General features: G+C 66.7%; 18 protein-coding genes. 10 read left to right on the top strand and 8 right to left on the bottom strand.

All coding sequences use genetic code 11. The features are described from left to right. Positions 1 to 109 precede the first annotated feature (109 nt). Positions 110 to 550 (top strand): MarR family winged helix-turn-helix transcriptional regulator, encoded by a 441-nt coding sequence (locus F5544_RS21690; RefSeq protein WP_203217623.1) that lies wholly within the window; start codon positions 110 to 112, stop codon positions 548 to 550. A 310-nt stretch (positions 551 to 860) separates the two neighbouring features. Here F5544_RS21690 and F5544_RS21685 read toward each other — a convergent pair whose 3' ends face one another. Together F5544_RS21685 and F5544_RS21680 are read right to left on the bottom strand one after the other, a co-directional pair. Next, positions 861 to 1,391, bottom strand: coding sequence for a hypothetical protein (locus F5544_RS21685; protein WP_167474884.1), 531 nt, complete (start codon positions 1,389 to 1,391; stop codon positions 861 to 863). A gap of 386 nt (positions 1,392 to 1,777) precedes the next feature. Further along, positions 1,778 to 2,710, bottom strand: coding sequence for a hypothetical protein (locus F5544_RS21680; protein WP_167474883.1), 933 nt, complete (start codon positions 2,708 to 2,710; stop codon positions 1,778 to 1,780). Between the two features lie 959 nt (positions 2,711 to 3,669). Between F5544_RS21680 and F5544_RS21675 the strand changes: the two genes are divergently transcribed. The 4 genes from F5544_RS21675 to pepN all read left to right on the top strand — a co-directional run bounded on the left by F5544_RS21675 (position 3,670) and on the right by pepN (position 9,070). After that, positions 3,670 to 4,722 carry a protein kinase family protein gene (locus tag F5544_RS21675; RefSeq protein ID WP_238847373.1) on the top strand — a complete coding sequence of 351 codons (1,053 nt, stop codon included), beginning with the start codon at positions 3,670 to 3,672 and terminating at the stop codon, positions 4,720 to 4,722. A 224-nt stretch (positions 4,723 to 4,946) separates the two neighbouring features. Beyond that, the gene (locus tag F5544_RS21670) at positions 4,947 to 5,237 is read left to right on the top strand and encodes a DUF6412 domain-containing protein (RefSeq protein WP_238847477.1); all 291 of its coding nucleotides are present in this window, start codon (positions 4,947 to 4,949) and stop codon (positions 5,235 to 5,237) included. Positions 5,238 to 5,348: 111 nt separating this feature from the next. Continuing rightward, positions 5,349 to 5,639, top strand: a complete 291-nt coding sequence (locus tag F5544_RS21665; RefSeq protein WP_167474880.1) for a hypothetical protein — start codon at positions 5,349 to 5,351, stop codon at positions 5,637 to 5,639. Positions 5,640 to 6,457: 818 nt separating this feature from the next. Then, complete coding sequence (pepN, locus tag F5544_RS21660) at positions 6,458 to 9,070, top strand: aminopeptidase N (protein ID WP_167474879.1); 2,613 nt, start codon at positions 6,458 to 6,460, stop codon at positions 9,068 to 9,070. A 65-nt stretch (positions 9,071 to 9,135) separates the two neighbouring features. On the opposite strand, the gene F5544_RS21655 is transcribed toward pepN, so the two are convergent. Next, positions 9,136 to 9,456 carry a hypothetical protein gene (locus F5544_RS21655; RefSeq protein WP_167474878.1) on the bottom strand — a complete coding sequence of 107 codons (321 nt, stop codon included), beginning with the start codon at positions 9,454 to 9,456 and terminating at the stop codon, positions 9,136 to 9,138. Positions 9,457 to 9,931: 475 nt separating this feature from the next. Between F5544_RS21655 and F5544_RS21650 the strand changes: the two genes are divergently transcribed. After that, positions 9,932 to 11,116 carry an alanine--tRNA ligase-related protein gene (locus F5544_RS21650; protein ID WP_167474877.1) on the top strand — a complete coding sequence of 395 codons (1,185 nt, stop codon included), beginning with the start codon at positions 9,932 to 9,934 and terminating at the stop codon, positions 11,114 to 11,116. Positions 11,117 to 11,452: 336 nt separating this feature from the next. Here the strand turns inward: F5544_RS21650 and F5544_RS21645 are convergent, their stop codons facing one another. Beyond that, positions 11,453 to 12,922, bottom strand: coding sequence for a hypothetical protein (locus tag F5544_RS21645; RefSeq protein WP_167474876.1), 1,470 nt, complete (start codon positions 12,920 to 12,922; stop codon positions 11,453 to 11,455). A gap of 298 nt (positions 12,923 to 13,220) precedes the next feature. Between F5544_RS21645 and F5544_RS21640 the strand changes: the two genes are divergently transcribed. Next, positions 13,221 to 13,667 carry a hypothetical protein gene (locus F5544_RS21640; protein ID WP_167474875.1) on the top strand — a complete coding sequence of 149 codons (447 nt, stop codon included), beginning with the start codon at positions 13,221 to 13,223 and terminating at the stop codon, positions 13,665 to 13,667. A 64-nt stretch (positions 13,668 to 13,731) separates the two neighbouring features. On the opposite strand, the gene F5544_RS21635 is transcribed toward F5544_RS21640, so the two are convergent. Continuing rightward, positions 13,732 to 14,343, bottom strand: coding sequence for a TetR/AcrR family transcriptional regulator (locus F5544_RS21635; protein ID WP_238847372.1), 612 nt, complete (start codon positions 14,341 to 14,343; stop codon positions 13,732 to 13,734). A 136-nt stretch (positions 14,344 to 14,479) separates the two neighbouring features. Between F5544_RS21635 and F5544_RS21630 the strand changes: the two genes are divergently transcribed. From F5544_RS21630 to F5544_RS21620, 3 genes are all read left to right on the top strand, one after another. Then, entirely contained in the window at positions 14,480 to 15,589 is a 1,110-nt protein-coding gene (locus tag F5544_RS21630) for an FAD-dependent oxidoreductase (RefSeq protein WP_167474873.1), read from the top strand. 92 nt (positions 15,590 to 15,681) lie between these two features. Next, positions 15,682 to 16,479, top strand: coding sequence for an alpha/beta hydrolase family protein (locus F5544_RS21625; RefSeq protein WP_167474872.1), 798 nt, complete (start codon positions 15,682 to 15,684; stop codon positions 16,477 to 16,479). A 156-nt stretch (positions 16,480 to 16,635) separates the two neighbouring features. Then, positions 16,636 to 16,914: a hypothetical protein gene (locus F5544_RS21620; RefSeq protein WP_167471235.1), complete on the top strand. Its 279-nt coding sequence runs from the start codon at positions 16,636 to 16,638 to the stop codon at positions 16,912 to 16,914. Positions 16,915 to 16,922: 8 nt separating this feature from the next. On the opposite strand, the gene F5544_RS21615 is transcribed toward F5544_RS21620, so the two are convergent. The 3 genes from F5544_RS21615 to F5544_RS21605 are packed head-to-tail and all read right to left on the bottom strand — an operon-like array spanning position 16,923 to position 20,157. Continuing rightward, positions 16,923 to 17,936 carry a methyltransferase gene (locus tag F5544_RS21615; protein ID WP_167474871.1) on the bottom strand — a complete coding sequence of 338 codons (1,014 nt, stop codon included), beginning with the start codon at positions 17,934 to 17,936 and terminating at the stop codon, positions 16,923 to 16,925. 26 nt (positions 17,937 to 17,962) lie between these two features. Further along, positions 17,963 to 18,898, bottom strand: coding sequence for a glycosyltransferase (locus tag F5544_RS21610; RefSeq protein ID WP_167474870.1), 936 nt, complete (start codon positions 18,896 to 18,898; stop codon positions 17,963 to 17,965). Continuing rightward, entirely contained in the window at positions 18,895 to 20,157 is a 1,263-nt protein-coding gene (locus F5544_RS21605) for a phthiocerol/phthiodiolone dimycocerosyl transferase family protein (RefSeq protein WP_238847371.1), read from the bottom strand. Before F5544_RS21605 ends, F5544_RS21610 begins: the two co-directional genes overlap by 4 nt. Between the last annotated feature and the right edge of the window lie 22 nt (positions 20,158 to 20,179).

The raw sequence follows: 20,179 nt of genomic DNA, 5'->3' as shown, positions 1-20,179 counted from the left end.
GGATTCCTCCTCGACGGGAACTGTTGGGAATCAGTGGAATTCGGAATCAGCCGAATACTTAGCATGCTAATCCAGCTTAGCTCGCTAAGGCAAGGGGTACCATGATGCCGTGACCTCCCACGTCGATCCGGATCAGTCGATAGGGTTCGCGCTCAAGCGACTTCAGCAGACGCTGCGCTCCCGCATGGACACGGCGCTGGCCGAGTACGGTCTCACCGCTCCGCAATACGCGGTACTCGCCATGCTGGCCGAGTACCCCGGGATGTCGAATGCCGAACTCGCCCGCCGAAACTTCGTCGCCGCGCCGACGATGCTGCGGATTCTGCACGCACTCAGTCATGCGGGTTTCATCGACCGCGCCGAACCATCCCCGGAACAGCGCGCCCGCGGCAATGTACTGACCGGGCTCGGCAAACGACGACTGGCCGCCGCCGCGGCGTCGGTGCAGGAGCTGGAGAGTCTGCTGCTCGCCCAGGCCGAACCCGATCACGTCCGGATCATGGGTTGGTTGCGCACCTGCGCCGAAAAACTCGGCGATGCTTCGTGCTGATCCGAAAGCCCGGGAACCCCATCGAGTGGCCCGGCTCCAGTGGTCGCTCACGGCAATGGGTTCGAGACCTGGATCGGCGAAAACCAGCCCGTGCTCGGCAATCTGGACTGCGAAGGTGAAGTCGAGCCGATCGCCGTGGCGGCGGGAACGCGGTACGGTCCTCAGTCGATGACTTGGCTACCGCTGAGTGGATGAAACGCGGGCCTGCCGGTGCCCGAGCGACGGATCGTCACCGGTCATCCGCCCGCATGGCACTCCGGCATCCGGGGCGCGGACCAGCATCCGGGTGGCGAACTGGGGTTGGTGGCGACTACTTGAACCACAAGCCAGGTACCGAATTCGCACTATCGGTATCAGTAGGGGTCGGCGTCGGGGTGGAGGTGGGCGGAGCGGCATTCGCCGTCAACCACATCGGCCCGTATTTGACGCCGTCACCATCTTCGGCAAGGAAATCATAGTGGCCCGGTTTGAGGGGGGTCCACTGGATACTGGCCGAAGTGCTTCCCGCAGGCGCTGTTACGGAGCCGACAAGGGTGGCTTGGTCCCTATGAAGAACCGGATCGATATCAACGTCTGGATCATACGTGGCGAACAAATTGACAGGCTTGTCGAACCGGCGATGTGCAGGATCCGGGAAGTTGACCGTGAACGTATACACCCCGTTCACATAGTAGGCATCGGGTCCCGTTGTCGGCACTCCCCCGCATACCGTCAGGTTCAGTCCAACGCTTCCACTGAACTCGCAGGCACCGGCCTGCGGTGCCGGGAACACCGTGGCAACAGCAGCGGCCGCAACAAACCCAGCGATACCAATACCCGACCAACGGATACGTGTATTCATCGAATACTCCCATTCCTCACCGTACGACCGGCGGCGAGCGCAACCGCCGCCACATAAGCGATCTCATGTGACCGGCGAATCGCGGCGAGGTCCCTCCCGAATATCGGCGTTCGTGCCGCTCATCAGGACAAACGCGTCACCTGAGCCCGAAATCCACCCCGGCCCGAGGAGTTGCCTCGGACAGCTGAAATCGTCCCATCACCGGGTGCGGGCCAATAGACCCCATGATTGGGGAGCTCGTCCCCAGTGCAGAGGAAACACGAACCGCCGCAGTGGATTTCGTTGTCAGTCCCGCGCGAGGCGCAAATCGGGTCATAGTTGCTGTCGGGTCGACCGGTCCTCGGCGCGATCCGGCGAAATCCTGCGGAAATCTGGTGGCGACAACGTCATACGTTCTCGATGGCCGCGGCGCGGGTGCTGGCGAGGAGTTCGTCGAGTTGGCGTTCGGCGCGTTCGGCGCGGGCGAGGGTTTGCGCGCGGGCCTCGTCGAGCGCTCGGATGCGTTGCGCGGCCGCGGCTTCGGCCTGTTCGGCGGCGGCTGCCGCGGCGGCGCGGGCCGCGGTCAGGTCGGCCGTCGCGGTGCGGCGGGTTTCGGCGAGTTCGGCGCGGGTGGTCTCCAATTCCGTTCGGGCCCTGCGCCATTCGTCGCGAGCCTCGTTGGCGGCCTCGATGCGTTCCAGTACGGCCTGCTCGGCGCGTTCGGTGGCGCGTTCGGCGTCGGCGGCGCGCTGGGCGGCGAGGTCGCGTTCGGCGGCGGCAGCCGACACCTGGGCGGCGGCCTCGCGCTGGGCGTGCGCGATATCGGCCGCGGCGCGGCGTTCGGCCTGTTCGATCCGCTGCGCGGCTTCTTTTTCCGCGCGGGCGATCTGCTCGGCGGTTTCCCGGCGCACGGTACGCACCTCGGCCTCGGCCGCGCTGCGGGCCGCGAACACCTCGTCGGCGGACTGTTTGGTGACCCGCTGCACCTCGCGCAGCGCGTCCTCGCGGGCTGCATTCGCCTCGGTGACAAGGGCTTCCGCACGTTCAGCGGCGGCCGCGGCATCGTCGGCGGCGGATTCGGCCAGTGCCCGCGCCTCCTCGGCGGCCCGCCTGGCCTGCTCGGCGGCGACAGTGGCGACCTCGGCCTCCGCGATCCGCCGCGCCGCATCCGCCTGCACGGCCTGCACCTGCGCCTCGGCCACCGCCGGATCGGCCAGGGTGGACAGTTCCGCCACCGCCGCGCTGAGCGTATTTCCCAATTGATCGGCCAGCCCACGGAATTGGGCGAGCAACTCGTCGGCCCGCAACCGCGCCACCGTCACCGGACCCGATGCCGTCACAGTGACGGAAGTCTCCGGTGTCTCTGAGTCCTGTTGCTGCCGTTGCCTTTCCCGCCATGCGCGCCAGCGAGTGTGCTCCGGATGGTCGCAGTATTCCGACGGCCGCCCCGGCCCTGCTCCGCGCGCGGACGGTCGCGAACACCCTGGAAAGTTGCACACGTTAGACATTCGAGAATCGTAGCGTTGTTTACGTCGCGTCCAACGTATTCACACGAAACGAAATGTGTGTTGTGCGTGTCGAATCCGTCGACTTCTGACCTCCGATAAGTGAACCTTATCGGAGGTCAGGATCCGTTGTCTCCCGCTCCCCTCCGGTAAATCGTTTCGTTTCGTTTGGTTGGCGCACACGAAACGTAATGCCACGAAACGCCTCCGAAAACTGTGCACCCCTTGTCATCTATGTCAGTTCTCACGGGAGTGGTGGATTCTCAACCAATCCGGCACGGCGAGTTCTCATCTGAAGTGGCGACGATGTTCCTGTGCCCTACCCCGATAAATGGGCCGACCGAGGCGGACGCGGAATTTGTGACCGCCGGTGGCTTGGTGCCGTGGAAGTCATTGCCAGAGTTTGTCGATGAGCTCGGTGCGTCGACGCGGTCTCCCGAGGCAGCGGAACCATCCGGGTTGGTACTGGTCAGCGACCGTGGGGCGGCGGACCGGGTTCGAGCCCGGGGTCGCGCGGAATCACCTGGTAGCCGCCCGATCTACCCGAGCCGCTGAGGAGCGGCGAGCTGCCGCGGCATCATGCTTGCCCGACCTTGCTGTTGATCGGCACGTACATTGTGGCCACAGGGTATTCGGATCGGTCCTCACAGCCACGGTCCGCTATGCCGTCCGCGCGTGCCAGGGGGCGAACCGTCGGCTATCCGTCCCGTGCGCGTGCCCTTTGGTATCGCAGAGAGGTTGGTGCCTCGGTGGAGGTGGACGTCGAGAAGTTCGATGGTTCGCATGGTGCGCGTTTGGCTGCCTACAGTGCCGTCTCGACATCATTGGCGCTGTGCAGTGATCGCGAACTGTGCCACCTGGTGGATACGGCCGCACCGCTGGGCTCCGGCGTCGGCGGGACTTCGGCGTTGCTGGAGGTCGACGGGACCCCGGTCTTCGTCAAGCGGCTGGCGCTGACCGATCTGGAAAGGCGGCCGGACAACATCCGGTCCACCGCGAACCTCTTTGGGCTACCTGTCTTCTGCCATTCCGGCCTCGGGGTCCCCGGGAGCCCGGGATGGGGCGCCTGGCGGGAGTTGGCCGTGCACATCATGACGACGAACTGGGTGCTCGCACATGACCATGAGGGCTTTCCCCTGATGTACCACTGGCGGGTGCTGCCGCACACCGGGCAGGCGCTGCCCGAGGAGCTGGCCGATGTGGAGAACGTCGTCGCCTACTGGGGAGGCGGACCACAGGTGCGCCACCGGGTCGAGGCGCTGCGGGACTCCACGGCTTGCGTCGCACTGTTTCTGGAGTACATCCCGCAGAATCTGCACGACTGGCTGGACGTTCAGGTCAAAGCCGACGCCGAGACGGCCGTGCGGGCATGCTCCATGGTGGTGAAGGAACTCGACGCCGGGATCTCTTTCATGAACGCCCGCGGGCTCCTGCATTTCGACGGCCACTTCCAGAACATCCTCACCGACGGCGAGCGGCTGTTCTTCACCGACTACGGCCTCGCGATCTCCTCCCGGTTCGATCTGTCGAAGGAGGAGGTCGACTTCTTCGCTGAACACCAGACCTATGACCGCAGCTACACCCTCACCCATCTCGTGCAGTGGCTCGTCGTCGCCCTGTACGGGTACAAGCAGGACGAGCGCATCGCGTTCGTACACGCCTGCGCCCGAGGGAAAACGCCGACAGGGATCCCGCCGCAGATCGCGGCGATCCTCACCCGCCACGCCCCGCTTGCCGCGACAATGACCGACTACTACCGCGAATTCCGTTTCGAGAGCAGGCACACCCCGTATCCCCTGGAGGCGATTCGCCGGATCAGCGGGCCGGACAGCTTGTTCACCATCTGATGGCCTGGGGTCGAGCGTTCGCGTCGGTGCCCGAGTTACCTCGTCGACGGCCTCGATGATCATCTTGGGTTGCTCGAACGGGATCTGATGTCGACCACCGAGACGGGGTATCGAGCCGGAATCGGCGTCTGCCGAGTCCTGTTCTGTGGCAAGCGATGTCGGTGTGCCCTGGGTCTCGTTCGGGCCGGAGGTGACAACGGATGTGTAGCATCGGTTGTGTGCCAATGGAATTCAGCGACCAGGTGTTGGTGCTGAAGTTCGTCGCCGCCTCGATTCTGCTGTTCATGCTGCCGGTTACCGTCGGGGGCGCGGCGCAGGCGATGGCCGCGGCCGTCGTGGTGCTTGTGGTGGCGATCGCGGCCGCGTTGATCGGTGGTTCGGCACGGTCGACGGGCTACTCGCTGGTCAATGCCTGTGACGACGCTTTTGGGGCCGTCTCGTGCAGGCATAGTGACCCCGATGCCGCCGGGCATGTTCGAGCGCGCGCCCCAGGACGGCGAATCGCGGCAGCCTAGACCTTCTCGGGGAGGGATCGGCGGCCGGATTCGTTTCCGTACCTGTTGTCCCGCACCTGCTCTCGTGAGTGTCGGCATGCCTGCCGTGGTGCACGTCCCTGGGGTGTCTCAATGGTTCTGTCTGTTCTTGCGCGACCCGCGCAATGTCTGCGCACTGCGATTTCGCGCGTCACCGGATACTGTTCTCTCGCCTACTTCTCTGCCGCGCAAGCGGTTTCGGCGGGGAGCCGGTGGGCTGGCGCGTTGTTGCTGATGGCGATCCCGGTCGCCGAGATCGCCATCGGCCTGGATGTGATCACGGCGGTCGCGCTCATCGCACCCGTATGGGCTGTGCTGATCGCGATCGCGATGACGGGGGTTTACCTGTATCGCCGACGGCGGCACCGCAAATCAGCCGAGTGACAGGACTTTTCGCCCAGATCAGCCAGGCGGACCGGATTTGCTCTGGCGCTCGAAAGGCTCGAACCAGTGGGCGACTAGACGCCACCCGGGTGAACGGTCGAAGGAGCTCCGGACCACTGCGCCGCCGGTTGTTGCCACTGCTGCGGTGGCATTGCGGACGATACAGGGCGCGTCCTTCCCCCACCTGCGAGCGCTCCACCCGTCAACACCAAACCACCGACGAAGAGTGAAGCGCCGATCAGAACAACGTCGCTGATGAGTTCACCTGTACGCTCCCTCACCGGCATGATGTCCTCGCCGGGTGTGCTGCTGTGCCCATCCCACCAACCCCAGCTACAATCCTGCCGCCGGGGGTTGGCCTGATTCGCTTGGCAACTCATACCCAGACCGGATGTTCTGCGCGCGGAATCGTCACGCAAATCATGCTGAGCCATATAGCCGAGACACATCATCACCGCCCCCGCAATAGCGATCAGCAGGCCGAATATCCCCGCGGTAACCCTCATTCCCCAACCCTTCCAACCACGATCAGCAAGCTCTGCCGACATCTGCCAGGTCAGAGCAAATGCCCGGCATGCGACGCCGACATCGTAACGGCCGGTACGCGCAGTGCCGTGCTCAGGTGCGCCGAGATCAATTCGGCGCCGCCGGGAGAGTCGCCGGAATCGGCTACCGCACATCGGCCTGAACCTGGCATGCTGGAAATCGTTGTGCGCCACCGCCTGTGCACGGTGACGCAGGGAAATTGCGCGAGGCGAGGCCGCAGCGGACTTCGGAACGTATGGGGCGGGGCGAGCCTGCGATACCGAGGAGTTGATTTGTCCGCACCGAGCCTCACCCGCGACCAAGCGATCGCCCGGGCTGCCACAGTCGAGGTCGACAACTATCGGATCCATCTGGATCTCAGCGAGCAGCCCGCCGAACCGGCCGGCGGCACGTTCCGATCGCTCACCACGGTCACCTTCACCGCGACCCCCGGTTCGCAGACCTTCATCGACCTCACGGCGGAGACGGTCCGCTCGGTGACGCTCAACGGCGCCCCGGTCGAGATCTCCGATTCCGTCAGCTCACCGGGAATCCTGTTGCGCGGCTTGGCCGAACGCAACGAACTGGTCGTCGACGCGGACTGCTGTTACTCGCGCACCGGTGAGGGCCTGCACCGTTTCGTCGACCCGGCCGACGGAAAAACCTACCTGTCGAACCAGTTCGAGCCCACCCAAGCCAAACGGGTATTCGCCTGCTTCGACCAGCCGGATTTGAAGGCCACCTTCGATGTCGCGGTCACCGCGCCCGCCGACTGGGAGGTCGTCTCGCTGGGCGCCACCGTCGGCGTCGAAAAAGACGGTGACAAGGCCACCCACACCTTCGCCACCACCGCACGCCTGTCCACCTATCTGATGGTCATCTGCGCCGGGCACTATGTGCGCTGGGATGATGTCTACACCGACGAGCACGGCACCATCCCGCTGGGCATCCTGGCCCGCGCGTCCCTGGCCGAATACCTCGATACGGAACGGCTTTTCGCCGAAACCAAACAGGGTTTCGCCTTCTACCACGCCAATTTCGGTGTGCCGTACCCGTTCGGCAAGTACGACCAGATCTTCTGTCCCGAATACAACATGGGCGCCATGGAACATCCTGGCGCGGTCACCTTCACCGAGGCGTATGTATTCCGTTCCAAGGTGACTCGCGCCTCCTACGAACGCCGCTGCAATGTCGTGCTGCACGAGATGGCGCACATGTGGTTCGGCAACTTGGTCACCATGCGGTGGTGGGACGACCTGTGGTTGAACGAGTCGTTCGCCACCTTCGCCGCCAACCTGGCCCAGGCCGACGCCACCGAATACACCACATGCTGGACCAGCTTCGCCAACAACGAGAAGGCGCTGGCCTACGCGCAGGATCAGCTGGCGTCCACGCACCCGATCGTCGCCGACATCCCCGATATCGATTCGGTGCAGGTGAATTTCGACGCGATCACCTATCAGAAGGGCGCTTCGGTGCTCAAGCAGCTGGCCGCCTATGTGGGGCGGGAACCGTTCCTGGCCGGTCTGCGGAACTATTTCACCGAACACGCCTATGGCAATGCGACGCTCGCGGATCTGGTTCGGGCAGTGGCCGATTCGTCCGGCCGCGACCTGTCCGGGTGGAGTGCGCAGTGGCTCGAGAGCACCGGTATCAACACGCTGCGTGCCGAATTCACGGTCACCGACGGCACATTCACCTCCTTCGCGGTGGTGCAGGAGGGTGCGGCTCCGGGGGCCGGTGAGTTCCGCACGCATCGGATGGCCATCGGAATCTATTCCGATCATGATGGAAAGCTGGTGCGTACCAAGCGAATCGAGCTCGATATCGCCGCGGCCGGACGCACCGAGGTGCCGGAATTGGTCGGCGTGCAGCGCGGTGCGCTGGTGCTGCTCAACGACGACGATCTCACCTACTGTTCGCTGCGGCTGGACCCGGATTCGTTGCGCACCGTGCTGGCGCGGATCGCCGATATCGAGGACCCGCTGCCGCGCACGTTGTGCTGGTCCGCGGCCTGGGAAATGGTCCGCAACGCGGAGTTGCGCACCCGCGACTATCTCGGCCTGGTGTTGCGCGGTATCGGCGCCGAGTCGGAAATCGCTGTGGTGCAACGAGTTCTGCTGCAAACCCAGACGGCGCTGAGCCGCTACGCCGACCCGGACTGGGCGGCCGAGACCGGGTGGGCGATCTACACCGACGGTGTGGTGGCGCTGGCCCGCGCGGCCGCGCCGGGCTCCGATCATCAGTTGGCGTTGGTCAACGCGCTCACCGGCATCGCCGGGCCGTTCGACGCTTCACTGGGCGCGCGCCTGCCGCAACGCCAGCTCGATCTGCTGGCCGCGCTGCTCGACGGCGACCCGGCCGAGGTCGGCCTGCCGGGGCTGGCGGTGGATACCGACCTGCGTTGGAAGATCATCCGGACCCTCGCCTCGGCGGGTCGCATCGATGCCGACGGCCCCGCGACCCCGGTCATCGATGCCGAGCTCGCCCGCGACGCCACCGATCACGGCCGCCGCCACGCGGCCGCCGCAGCTGTCGCCCGCCCACAGGCGGCGGTGAAGAAGGCCGCCTGGGACCGCCTGCTTGTCGACACCACCCTGGCCAACACCACGGTGCGCGCCATCGCGTTCAACTTCGCCCCGTCCGGTCAGGAGCACCTGCTCACCGACTATATCGACCGGTATTTCGCCGAGCTCCCGGCAGCGTGGGAGCGGCAGTCGGCAGCGGTCGCCCAGACCCTGTCCCGAGCCCTCTACCCGCATCAGATCACCACCGCCGCCGTCCACGCGGCGGAGCGTTTCCTCGCCGAAGAGCACCCGGGGCCTTTGCGCCGCTTGGTGCTGGAAGGTAAGGACGGTGTCGAACGGGCTTTGCGCGCAAGGACATTCGACGCCACCGATAGGTAGTTCGCCTGCCCACTGCCTGTTCGACCAGGAACGAGCCGTCGGGCTGCCCGCTCGAAGGGTTGAGTCTATTCGGAGCTTTGTTCCTCGGAGGCAGCGTCGTAGATCTGCCCATCTTCATCAGTGATGCTGACGCCTTGCCAAAATGTCACACGCACTCCCCGCGCGGTCGGTGTGGTGTCTACCGCATAGTGGGCGACCACGCTGCCGTTGGCGTTCTCTACCTCGATGACGCTCGGGATAACGGACCCGCCGGTGGCGACGAGGACCGCTTTGCCGTCGCGGTAGTGCACCGACAGCGTGGCCGAGGTCTCCGATTCCGGTTCGGGCGAGGATACGTCGACTATCTGCATGTCGCGGTTCTCCGGCGCCGGTTCCTGCTCGGTCATCACATGCCTCCCGCGTAGATCGAACGACGATCAACAGGGTATCGCAGGTCGAATACCCTTGTGCGGCAATGGATTACTTCTCGCGGATATCCGGTATTCGGCCTGTGAGCGCCGATGGCGGCGTATGGTGCTCAGCCGAGATCCCGCGGTGGCAGTGGGCGCGATCGCGGTCGGTCCTCGAAGCGCTCGACGGTCGGGGCGACACCGGGCCGCACGAGAAAGCCTGCGACACAACCGGATTCGGTGACGCAATAATTCGGTCGCGCCACGATCGGTGTCGTTGCTACCGTGGGGTCTATGAAGGTCTGTCGACGAATCGCCATCGCGGCCGCGCGAGCTCACAGCTTGCCGGTCGCTGCCGTCTGACCTTCATCTCTTGCCGGCGACCGGAAACGGTCCGCCGGTGTCGGTCTTCTTGCGGGACCTGCCATGTGCGGTCGCTTCCGGTCGATTTCACCTCGATGGAGCCGCCACCATGATCACAACAGACCAGACCATTCACACCTTCGTCGAATTCTTCCGCGAACGCGGCCATGAACTCGTGCCCAGCGAATCGCTGGTTTCCCCGCCGGGGGATCCGGTGCTGTTCACCACCTCCGGCATGCACCCGTTGACCCCGTATCTGCGGGGCCGCCCACATCCGCTGGGTCGACGGCTCACCAATAGGCAGCGGTGTCTGCGCACCACCGATCTGGACGAGGTCGGCGACGATACGCATTTGACCGTCTTCGAGATGCTCGGCTCGTGGTCGCTCGGCGACTACGACGGTCCGCAGAGCCTGCGGTGGGGTTACCAGCTGCTGCGCGACGGTTTCGGCATCGATCCCGGACGAATGCACGTCACGGTCTTCGCCGGGGACGACTATGTCGGACCCGACCACGAATCCTGGCAGACGTGGGATGAGCTGGGGTTACCGGTCGAACCGACCACGGACGAGAACTGGTGGAACGGCCCCACCGGCCTGTGCGGCCCCGATTCGGAAATCTTCGTCTGGACGGGCCCCGGGATACCGCAGGGCACACCGACAACCGACGACCGCTGGGTCGAGGTGTGGAACCACGTCATGATGCGATACGTCCGGCACTCGGACGGCACCCTCGAGCCGTTGGACCGGCCGAGTGTCGACACCGGTATGGGACTGGAACGACTGGTGCGCATCCTGCGGAATGTCCAATCCGTCTACGAGATCGACCTTTTCGAGCCGTGGCGAACCACCCTGCCCCGGCTCTGGGGATCCTTGAACGAACCGTCGCTGCGCCTGCTGTCGGATCATCTGCGATCCACCATCGTCGTTCTCGGCGACCGGATCACACCGTCCAACACCGGCCGCGGGTACGTGCCGCGTCGACTGCTCCGTCGCGCGCTCACCACCCTGTGGCGCGACGACCCCACCCGCACACTGTCCGACCTCCCGATCGACCTGATCGAAGACACCCTCGGACACTTCCGGCAGTCGCGTCACCCGCAGGAGGTGCGCTCGGACCTGCTCGACGAGGAACACAAATTCGCCCTGCTGCTCCGACGCGGACGACAAGTCTTGTCCCACAAGCGTTTCACCGGCCCCCTGAGCGATGACGACTACCGGTACCTGCACGACACCCACGGCCTGCCCCGCGACCTCGTGGTGTACCTCAGCACGGAAAACGCTGGCAGGTCTTGATAGTCGGGTATGCACATCAAGGTGACGACGCCGTCCGGGTCGCGGGTCATCGGGTTGGGTTCGCAGCCGGGTACCGCCGAGCGGGCTGTCGTCCATACTGGCGCGTGCATGCCGACCGGGACCACAGCGGCGACTGACATAGTTACGTCATTTCGAATCCGCGTCCACCGAAATGGTTCGGTTCCCCACTCGGCTATTCGCCGAGTGGCGAACCGATATCAGGGATTGTCGTCCGCGCTTGTCTCCTGGCTTCCAACCAACGGGACCGCCGACTCTTCCTGAGTGAATGCAAGCCGAACCCGTGGGTCGAATGGGACGCGTCGTGACAGGTCCCGGTCATGGCACGGGCCAGGTGTGTACCGGAGCGCCGGTGTGCGAGCACTCGACATACCGCCGGGTCATCTCGCCCAGGGCCGAGATGCGCCCCATACCGCGTTCCTCGAGGTGGTGCACCATCCGCGTCTGCCAGGCGGCACCGGTACGGCCGCATCGGACGCGCGCTTCGATGACGCCGAGGTAGTGGTCGCGGTCGTCCGCGTCCACGCCCCAGGCGTCGAGCCCGGCGGCGGCGATCGGCAGCAGCACCTCACAGGTGAGCCGGTCGACCGGGTGGTCGACGCCCCGCCAGGACAGCCGCGCCGCCAGCCCGTCGCGTGCCGCGCGATGCAGGTCCCGCTCCGCCACCGCGAAGGGGATCCGGCTGGAAGGCATATCGTCGCTGTCGACTATCGCGCGGACCAGGCCGTAGTAGAAGGCGGCATTGGCGGCCATATCGACGGCGGTCGGTCCGCTGGGCAGCACCCGGTTCTCGATGCGGAACTGCGGATGTCCCGCTTGGACGTCGTAGACCGGACGGTTCCAGCGCCAGACCGTGCCGTTGTGCAGCCGGAGTTCGCTCAGGTTCGGGGCACGCCCGGCGCGCAGGGCGGCATCGGGATCCTCGTCGTCCAGTGTCGGAAACAATGGTGGGAAGAGCCGAACCAGGTCGTCGAAGAGTTCCACCGGGCCGTTGATCCATCCGTCGCCCAGCCGGACGCGTGCCGGTGCGCCGACCCGGACGTCCCTGGGTGGGCGGCTGTCGAGCAGCTGCTCCAACAGAGTGATGCGAGTTTCCTGCCAAACCTGGCGGGCCAGCAGGTACGGCGAATTCGCGGCCACCGCGACCTGGGCCCCGGCGATCAGCTGGGCGGCGTTGTAATAGTCGGCGAACCGGTCGGGCGGCACCCGCAGGTGCAGCTGCAGGCTGGTCGCGGCGGCATCGGGAGCGGGCGCGTCGGTGGTGAACTCCACCGGCTCGTACCCGTCGGGGATGCGCACGACGAACGGTCTGTGGCGCGCGGCACGCAGGCGGTGGCACAGCAGCGCGTAGCGCGGGTTGGCGGAGATCCGTTCGAGGGTCAGCTGTTCGGCGCTGGCGGTGGGTAGCATGCCGACGGCCACCAACCGAGCGCCCAGCCGCTCGATCCGCGCCCTAGAGGTGTCCAGTACGTCGGCGAGTTCGCGTTCACAGTCGCGCAGCACACTCCCCCGCAGCAGACGTGGGGCCAGGTTCAGCTCCACGTTGAACTGACCGAGTTCTTCCTGCATGTCCGTCCGGTCCAGATGCGCGAGGACCAGGTCGTTGATCAGCCGCGGGCGGCCCAGCGGGTCCACGAGATCGAGCTCGACCTCCATACCCACGGTGTCTTCATGGCCGACGAACCAATTCTCGTCGACCATGTGCCGCAATGCCGCGACGCAGCGCTGGAGCCTGTGCCGCACCTCGTCGTCGTTGTCCAAAACCAACGCGTCGACGCGCTTACCCACGCGCACCACCTCGCAGCACCGCCGGGTCCCACTCACAATCTCAGGACGACTTTACGCCGGTTGGCCATTCGGGCCGCATCCTTGGTCGATGACGGCAAGGGCAGCGTCGCTCGGTGCGAAATCCGCGCATGCATCGCTATCGAGCAGCGATGACGGTTCTGCCGCAATGCGTGAAATCCCCAGTGGGACTTGTCTTTATCCGACAAACCGGTCCGTCGACAATTGAGTCGCGGGGGTTCGGCACCCCGATCGATCGCCGGGACGATGTCTGATCGCGTGGCGATCGACGAATGGTTCGGTGTCCGCGGCGCCGGACAATCAGAATCCGGACGGCCCGGTGACGGTGTCGCTCGGGACGCCGAACTTCACCAAATGCCTGACCGACCCGTCCGGCGGCACCGCCACCATAACGTCCACCGCCGACTGGGCGCTCGTGCTGCGAAACGGGTCGCCGATCACCGCCGACCTGGTCATCCCCAAGGGCGGCGTGATCGTCACAACCAGTGGATCGGCCAACTGCACCACCGTATTCGCGCCGGATGAATCCGCCTCGGTGCCAGGCACTTACACCAACGGCGTGGCAGGACCGATCACGACGTTCTCGTCGTTCACGGTCAACGATTACGTGCCGATCCGGACGACCGGTGATGCGACCTGCCCGACCGATACGATCGAAAGATTCTCGGCCACTTTCTATGTGAACGACGCCACCGACCCGGGGAAGCCGATCATTGTTGGCCCGTAACTCCGCATGAGCTGAATGCTGTTGAACGCCTTGGTAATCCGGCACCCGATGGGTTCGCGGCGGGTCAGCCGTGAATGCGGGCTTGGATGCCGTCGAGGAGGAAGTCGAGGCCGGTGTGGAAGGTTTGGTCGGCGTCGAGGTGGGCGGCGTCGCGGATGACCGTGGCCAGCGTGGGGTATCGGCCGGTCGCGAAGGTCCGCACCAGATAGGGGCCGAAGGCGGCCTGCCACTGGGTCTTGTCCATACCGGTGGTGCGCTCGGCGCGCCGTTCGGTGATCTCCCGGCGCACCGCGCCGATCACGTACGCGTTGACCGCGTCGATCACCGGCATGACGCTGTCCACGTCGATATCGCTCATCGCCGCCACCACGGCCTCTCCTCTGGCCAGCGCGTTCGGGCCGAGCTGCGGCCGCCCGCCGATCAGGTCGGCAAGCCATTCGTGCCGGTGAGCGGCCTGCCGGGTGGTTTCGGCCATGGATCGCAGCACTTCTCGCCAACCGTCTCCGCTCGGCCGGGTCTCGGCGTAGACCGCGTCGACCATCAGGTCGAGCAATTCCTCTTTGGTGGCGATGTAGCCGTACAGCCGCATCGGCCCGACGTCCAGGGCGGCGGCGACCTTGCGTAGCGATACCGCCGCCAGCCCGTCCGCATCCGCCAGCCGGATCGCCGCTCCCACGATCCGTTCTCGACTTAATGGCGCCGGCGCCGGCCGATCCGGCGGCTCCGGCCGCTCCCACACCAACATGCCCCGACGATACACCGAATGCTTCGATACAGTGTATCGAGTAGTTCAGTGTATCGAAGGGATGAGCATGACCATCGTCATTGTCGGAGCCGGATTGGGCGGCTTGGCCCTCGCCAGGGTGTTGCACGTGCACGGCATCGATGCCGTCGTGTACGAGCGTGAGTCCTCGCGCGGCGCGCGCGGTCAGGGCGGCATGCTCGACATCCATTCCGGGCAGCGGGCCCTGCGCGAGGCCGGCCTGATCGACGGGTTCCACGCGATCGCCCGCGGTGAAGGGCAGGATATGCGCCTGCTGGAGCCGGACGGCACGCTGCTGCACCAGGAGGACACGCCCGATGAGGCCCCACTCCTGCGACCCGAGGTCGACCGCGCCGACCTGCGGAACCTGCTGCTGGATTCGCTGCCCGCGGACATGGTGCGCTGGGGGCGCGCGTTCGAATCCGCCGACGACGGCCTGCTGCGCTTCGCCGACGGCGGCACCGCGACATATGACCTGCTGATCGGCGCCGACGGCGCACAGTCCAGGGTCCGCGCGCTGCTCACCGACGCCCGCCCGGCCCATATCGGCCAGAATGTCGTCGAACTCGGCATTCCCGATATCGACCGCACACATCCGGACCTCGCGGCGATGGTCGGGCGCGGCAACTACTGGGTGCTCGGCAACGGATTGTCCCTGGCGGCGCAGCGCAACGGCGACGGCCGCGTCCGCATCGGCCTCAGCTTCTACAACACCGCCGAGGACTGGTTCGCCACCAGCGGTATCCCGTTCGACGACCCGGCCGCCGCCCGGGCGCGGCTGATCGAACTGCTCCCCGGTTGGCACCCGCGGTTCACCGCGCTCATCGCGGCCTGCGACGACGCGGTCGTGCCGCGGTCGATCACCACGCTCCCGGTCGGCCTCACCTGGCCGTCGAATCCGGGCGTCACGCTGGTCGGCGATGCCGCGCACCTGATGCCGCCGGTGGGCGAGGGCGCCAATATGGCGCTGCTCGACGGTGCCGTGCTCGGCCTCGCCCTGGCCGCGCACCCGCACGACTTCCCCACCGCCATCGAAGAATACGAACGCGAGATGTTCGACCGCACCGGCACCGCCGCCCGGATGTCGGCACGCATGCAGGAAGTCCTGATGTCGCCGGACGCCAGCCGGCGAATGCTCGCATTCTTCCAACCCGGCTGAACGGCTCCCGAAGCCGCGCTGCTGCGCGCCCCCGATTTCGCTTGTGGCGTAATCGATTTCCGGTGGGCGGCGGCAGGCCCTACCGTGTCCGCATGCAGTCACCGATTACCGGAACAGCGGCCGGTGTGCCGTTCACCGCGTTGCCGCCGCCGGACGGCGGCGCCGCCCCGCTGATCGTCACCTGGCATATGCTCGACGCGCCGAGGTCGGATGCCGCGTTCGCCGCGGCGCTGCCGATGAACGAACTGCCCGCGTGGCGGGTGCATCTCGGCATGCCGATGTGCGGGGCGCGCATGGTGGACGGCAGCACCGACGCCATCGTGCGGCTGTTCACCGAGGATCCGCTGATGTCGTTTCTGCATCCGTTCGTCCGGCAGGCGGCCGAGGAGTTCCCGGCCGCGCTGGACTCGATCCGTGCGCAGCTGCCGGTGCACGACGGCCCGATCGGCGTGCTCGGCGGCTCGCTGGGCGGGGCGGTCGCGCTGCGGATCCTCGCCGGCAGCGACATTCCGGTGTTCGCGGGGGCGGTGGTGAACGCCGCCATCCGGATGCGGTCGGTCGTCGACCTGTTTCCCGGCGACTACCCATACGACGCCGAATCCGAAAAGGTGGTCGACAGCCTGGATTTCATCCCCGAGGCGGCGGTGATCGCCGATCGAGCGCCGCTGCTGGTGGTCAGCGGCGAACTCGATCATCCGGCGCTGCGCGCCGACGCGCTGCGGTTCGCCGACGCGTTGGGCGAACGGTCCGAGCTGCTGTCGATCCCCGGGCTGGCGCATCCGCTCGCCGACGAGCCCGGTATCGAACCCGCGCCCCAGCTGCCGGGCGCCCGCGCCGTCGATTCCGGTTTGACCGTGTGGTTCCGCCGTCATCTCCCGGCCGCGGGCTAGAGATCGAAATCGGTTCGGCGCGTTGATCTTCGAAACAACCGCCGACCAGCACCAGACCGGGCCGGGCGGCTTCCGGTCCGCGCACCCGCATCTTCCGCCGTGGTATACCCGGATTGAATCGATTGCAGCACAACAGCTCTCGAGAGGAGGATCGCGATGTCGAACGAGGATGCGCAGACGAACGGGGTGTTCGCCAACGAGGTGATCCGCAGCAGGCGCGGTCAGGACATCGTCGCCGGCGATATGGTGGCGTGGATCGATGAGCATGCCGGACTCACGATGGATCAGCTCGGTGGGCCCGGGACCCGCGATCTGACCAGTGAGGATCAGCCGTATCCCGGCTGGGAACAGCTGGGTGGGCGCACGCTCGTGGATGCGGTGGCCGCCATCGGGGCCCACCTCGGCATCCCCGGGTTCCGGGATCCGAAGGCGTGAACTGAACATCAGCTGGGGCGGCAGTCGAGCACGGTGAGCCCGCACGCCCAGCGGCGGACCCCGGCCACGACGGCCCCGGCGCGTTCGGCGAGGCGGGTGAATTCCGCGGTGGAGCGCAGTTTGCCGCCGACCACGACGAGCATCTGCAGATCGTACGCGGAGCGGGGGTCCGCGATGACGTCGTCGGGCAGCATTTCGACGATGAGGACGCGGCCGCCGGGGCGGGCGGCGGTCACGCAGTTGGCGAGGATCCGCTGTGCCGCTTCGTCGTTCCAGTCGGTGAGCACCCGGGAGACGAGGTAGGCGTCGGCGCCGGGCGGGATCAGGTCGAAGAAGCTGCCGTCGATGGCGGCGGCGCGGCCGCCGAGTCCGGCGGCGGCGAAGCGGCGCCTGGCCGCCGCGGTGGCGGGTGGCAGGTCGAATACCGCGCCGGTGAGATGCGCTCGGGTAGTGAGTATTTCGCCGAGCAGGATGCCGATGCCGCCGCCGACGTCGATGAGGTGCCCGAGCCCGGTCCAGTCGTATTCGGTGGCGAGCAGGTGGGCGATGCGGGCGGTGTCGGCGCCCATCAGGTCATCGAATCCGCTTCGCAGGTCCGGTCTTTCGGCCAGATCCGCCCAGAGCGGCAGGCCGTGAACGGAGCTGTAGCCCTCGGAGCCTTTGCGGACGGCGTCGGCAAGGCCGGCGTATCCGGCATCCATGCGGGCGCCCGCCCCGGACAGGTTCAGCCACGCGCGCTGGGGCGCGCCGTCCGGGCCGACCAGTTGACGCGAGATGTCGTTCAACGCATATCGATCCGGCGCGGCGGCCGCGAAGACGTCGTGCGCGACGAGGTACCGCAGCAGGCGGTCCAGCGAATCCTGGTCCGCGCCGGTCGCTTTCGCCAGCTGCGCCGCGCTCGCCGGACCCGCTTCGAGCAGTTCCGGCAGGCCGAGGGTGACCGCGGCGCGCACCGCGTACGGGGTGGCCAGGTCGGTGAGCCGGGCGAGTTCGGCGGCGGGATCGCTTGTGGTGTCGGGCATTGTGCACACTCCTGGGTCGACTCGGGTCACCGACGCGACGTTTCGGCGAGTTGGGTTCGGGTTTCGGCGAGATGGCCGAGGCGGCCGACGACGCCGTCGGCGAGCCCGGCGGCCATGGCGCGCAGCTTGTGCGCCTTGTCCGGCTCGAACAGCAGCACCGACAGTATGTTGCGCACCAGAAATGCGTTGAGCGCCAGCAGGCTTCGCCGTTCGCGTGCATGCCGCGTCGTGAAGTGGACGCAGTTGCGGGTCTGGTAGTAGCGCCTGATCGGGGCGTAGCCGAAGACCAGCATCCGCATGCCCAGCACGGTCCGCAACCGGATATCGCCGATCCGGTGCCGCATCAGCACGTCCGCGTTGACGATGAGGCCGACCCCGCGCCGCGCCGCTCGGTGACAGAATTCCCAATCGAGATAATCGATGACGTACCGTTCGTCGAACGGCCCGATCGCCTGCCACGCCCGCCGGGTGATCATGGTCCCGGACGACACCAGGAAATCGACCTCGATGGTTCCGTTGTTCGCCAGTGCCGCAATCTGTTCCGCGCCGGCCACCCGATGTCCCAGCAGCAGGACGCCGGTCTCGACGTCGTACGGTACCGGCCCCACCAGATATGGGCGGCCGGATTCCGCCGGTACCGGAGTGGCGAGCATATCGGCGAAGTAGCCGCCGTCCACCTCGGAATCTTGGTCGAGGATGAAGACGACGTCGGCACCGCGGCCGAACAGCGCATCGATCCCGCGATTGAAACCGCCGCCGAGCCCGCCGCGGTTTCGGTTGACCACCAACAAGATTCCGGCGTCGCGCACGCGTGCGTACCAGGGTTCGGGTTGCGGGGAGTTGTCGACGAGACAGACCTGCCCGCCGGTCTCGGTGAGCGAAATCGCGTGCGCGATATTGTCTTCCGAGGGACACCAGGCGACGATCACCACGCCGTACGAGGATTGCGCCGACCAGCTCATCGGATCACCGGCTCTTCGGCGGATATTGCCGTCAGCTCGTCTCGGATGACCGCCAACAAGACGTCCGCATCGACCGCACCGACGTATCCGATGGTGAGGCGCCCCGCGAAGGTGTAGAGCATGAAAAGCCCGGTCTGCGAGGTCACCTCGGTCGACGGCCGGGGATGGGCCAGCAGGTGCACGATCTCGTAATCGGTGATCGCCGCCCCGGGCGGCGTCCGGAACCTCGGGATGACACCGCAATTGGTGAGCCCGAGATGACCAGCCACCGACCGGGTCCGGCGGTCGCCGTAGAAGTCCGGATAGTGCCACACCGATTGCTGCAACACGCCCTGCGCCAGGTCGCGGCGCAAGCGGCCGGCGATCCGCCGGGCGAGTTCCATTGTCCCGCCGCATGTTTCCATATCGGCGGCGAAGCACGCCGAAGCGGCGAGATTCGTGCCCGCGGTGGCGGGCACCTGCGGGTCCAGGTGGCGGCGCAGATCCACCGCGTACAGCGCGCGCACCGGTCTCGGGTCTGCGCTCGTCCGTGCGCCGAACGCCCGCAGCAGCACCCCGGTGACCACGCTGTTGACCGTCAGGCCCGTGCGCCGGGCCAGGGCGATGAGCCGGCCTGTCGTCTCGGCGTCCAACGTGCTGCGCGCGGGCCGGAGGAGGCCACCGCCCAGGATTGCGGTGGCGGCCGCCGGGTCCGGTTTCGGCTCTGCCGACAGCGGTACGGTGACATCCTCGAGCCCGGACAGCGGCCCGCGACGGAATCCGTATGTGGCGGAATACCATTCGAGCGATCGCGGATAGTCGTGCGGCACGGGTTCCGGCACGGTGGCCGTCAGGCAGTCGGTGTAGAAGTCCCAGAATCGGGCGAACAGTTCGATCGCGTGGCTGCCGTCGGCGACGGCGTGGTGGATGTACCAGGTGACGCGGGCGCACCCCGGCGCCGCGACCACATCCAGGTAGGCGAGTTGCGTTGCGGGATCGAGCGGTTGGGCCGGGTCCCGCAATCGCCCGGGGTCGCCGTCGCCGAACCAGGGGCCGACCGGCGGGCTTGCGTTCGACCGGACCAGCAGGCACCTGCCGTCGGATTCCTCGACGATGCGGCAGGTCAGCACCGGGTAGCTCCGCTGGAGCGCCGCGAATGCCGCACCGAGCGCCGTCGCGTCGAGTTCGCCCGTCACCAGCACGGTATGGCCGCTGTAGGCGCCGTGCGGCACGAACCGCGCCTCGCTGGGGTCCAGTTCCCTGATCAGCTCGTCGGGCACGCCGAATCTCCTTTCGCGCAAC

Source organism: Nocardia arthritidis, from assembly GCF_011801145.1.
Lineage (GTDB): Bacteria > Actinomycetota > Actinomycetes > Mycobacteriales > Mycobacteriaceae > Nocardia > Nocardia arthritidis_A.
Note: the sequence above shows the minus strand (reverse complement) of the source record. Positions and strands in the feature narration are given on the sequence as shown.

Excerpts from the sequence above, each read along its gene's own strand:
- F5544_RS21610 (WP_167474870.1), bottom strand. The coding sequence starts at position 18,898 with ATGAGCTGGTCGGCGCAATCCTCGTACGGCGTGGTGATCGTCGCCTGG.
- F5544_RS21665 (WP_167474880.1), top strand. The coding sequence starts at position 5,349 with ATGGTTCTGTCTGTTCTTGCGCGACCCGCGCAATGTCTGCGCACTGCG.
- F5544_RS21655 (WP_167474878.1), bottom strand. The coding sequence starts at position 9,456 with ATGACCGAGCAGGAACCGGCGCCGGAGAACCGCGACATGCAGATAGTC.
- F5544_RS21625 (WP_167474872.1), top strand. The coding sequence starts at position 15,682 with ATGCAGTCACCGATTACCGGAACAGCGGCCGGTGTGCCGTTCACCGCG.
- F5544_RS21650 (WP_167474877.1), top strand. The coding sequence starts at position 9,932 with ATGATCACAACAGACCAGACCATTCACACCTTCGTCGAATTCTTCCGC.
- F5544_RS21685 (WP_167474884.1), bottom strand. The coding sequence starts at position 1,391 with ATGAATACACGTATCCGTTGGTCGGGTATTGGTATCGCTGGGTTTGTT.
- F5544_RS21630 (WP_167474873.1), top strand. The coding sequence starts at position 14,480 with ATGACCATCGTCATTGTCGGAGCCGGATTGGGCGGCTTGGCCCTCGCC.
- F5544_RS21615 (WP_167474871.1), bottom strand. The coding sequence starts at position 17,936 with ATGCCCGACACCACAAGCGATCCCGCCGCCGAACTCGCCCGGCTCACC.
- F5544_RS21620 (WP_167471235.1), top strand. The coding sequence starts at position 16,636 with ATGTCGAACGAGGATGCGCAGACGAACGGGGTGTTCGCCAACGAGGTG.
- F5544_RS21670 (WP_238847477.1), top strand. The coding sequence starts at position 4,947 with ATGGAATTCAGCGACCAGGTGTTGGTGCTGAAGTTCGTCGCCGCCTCG.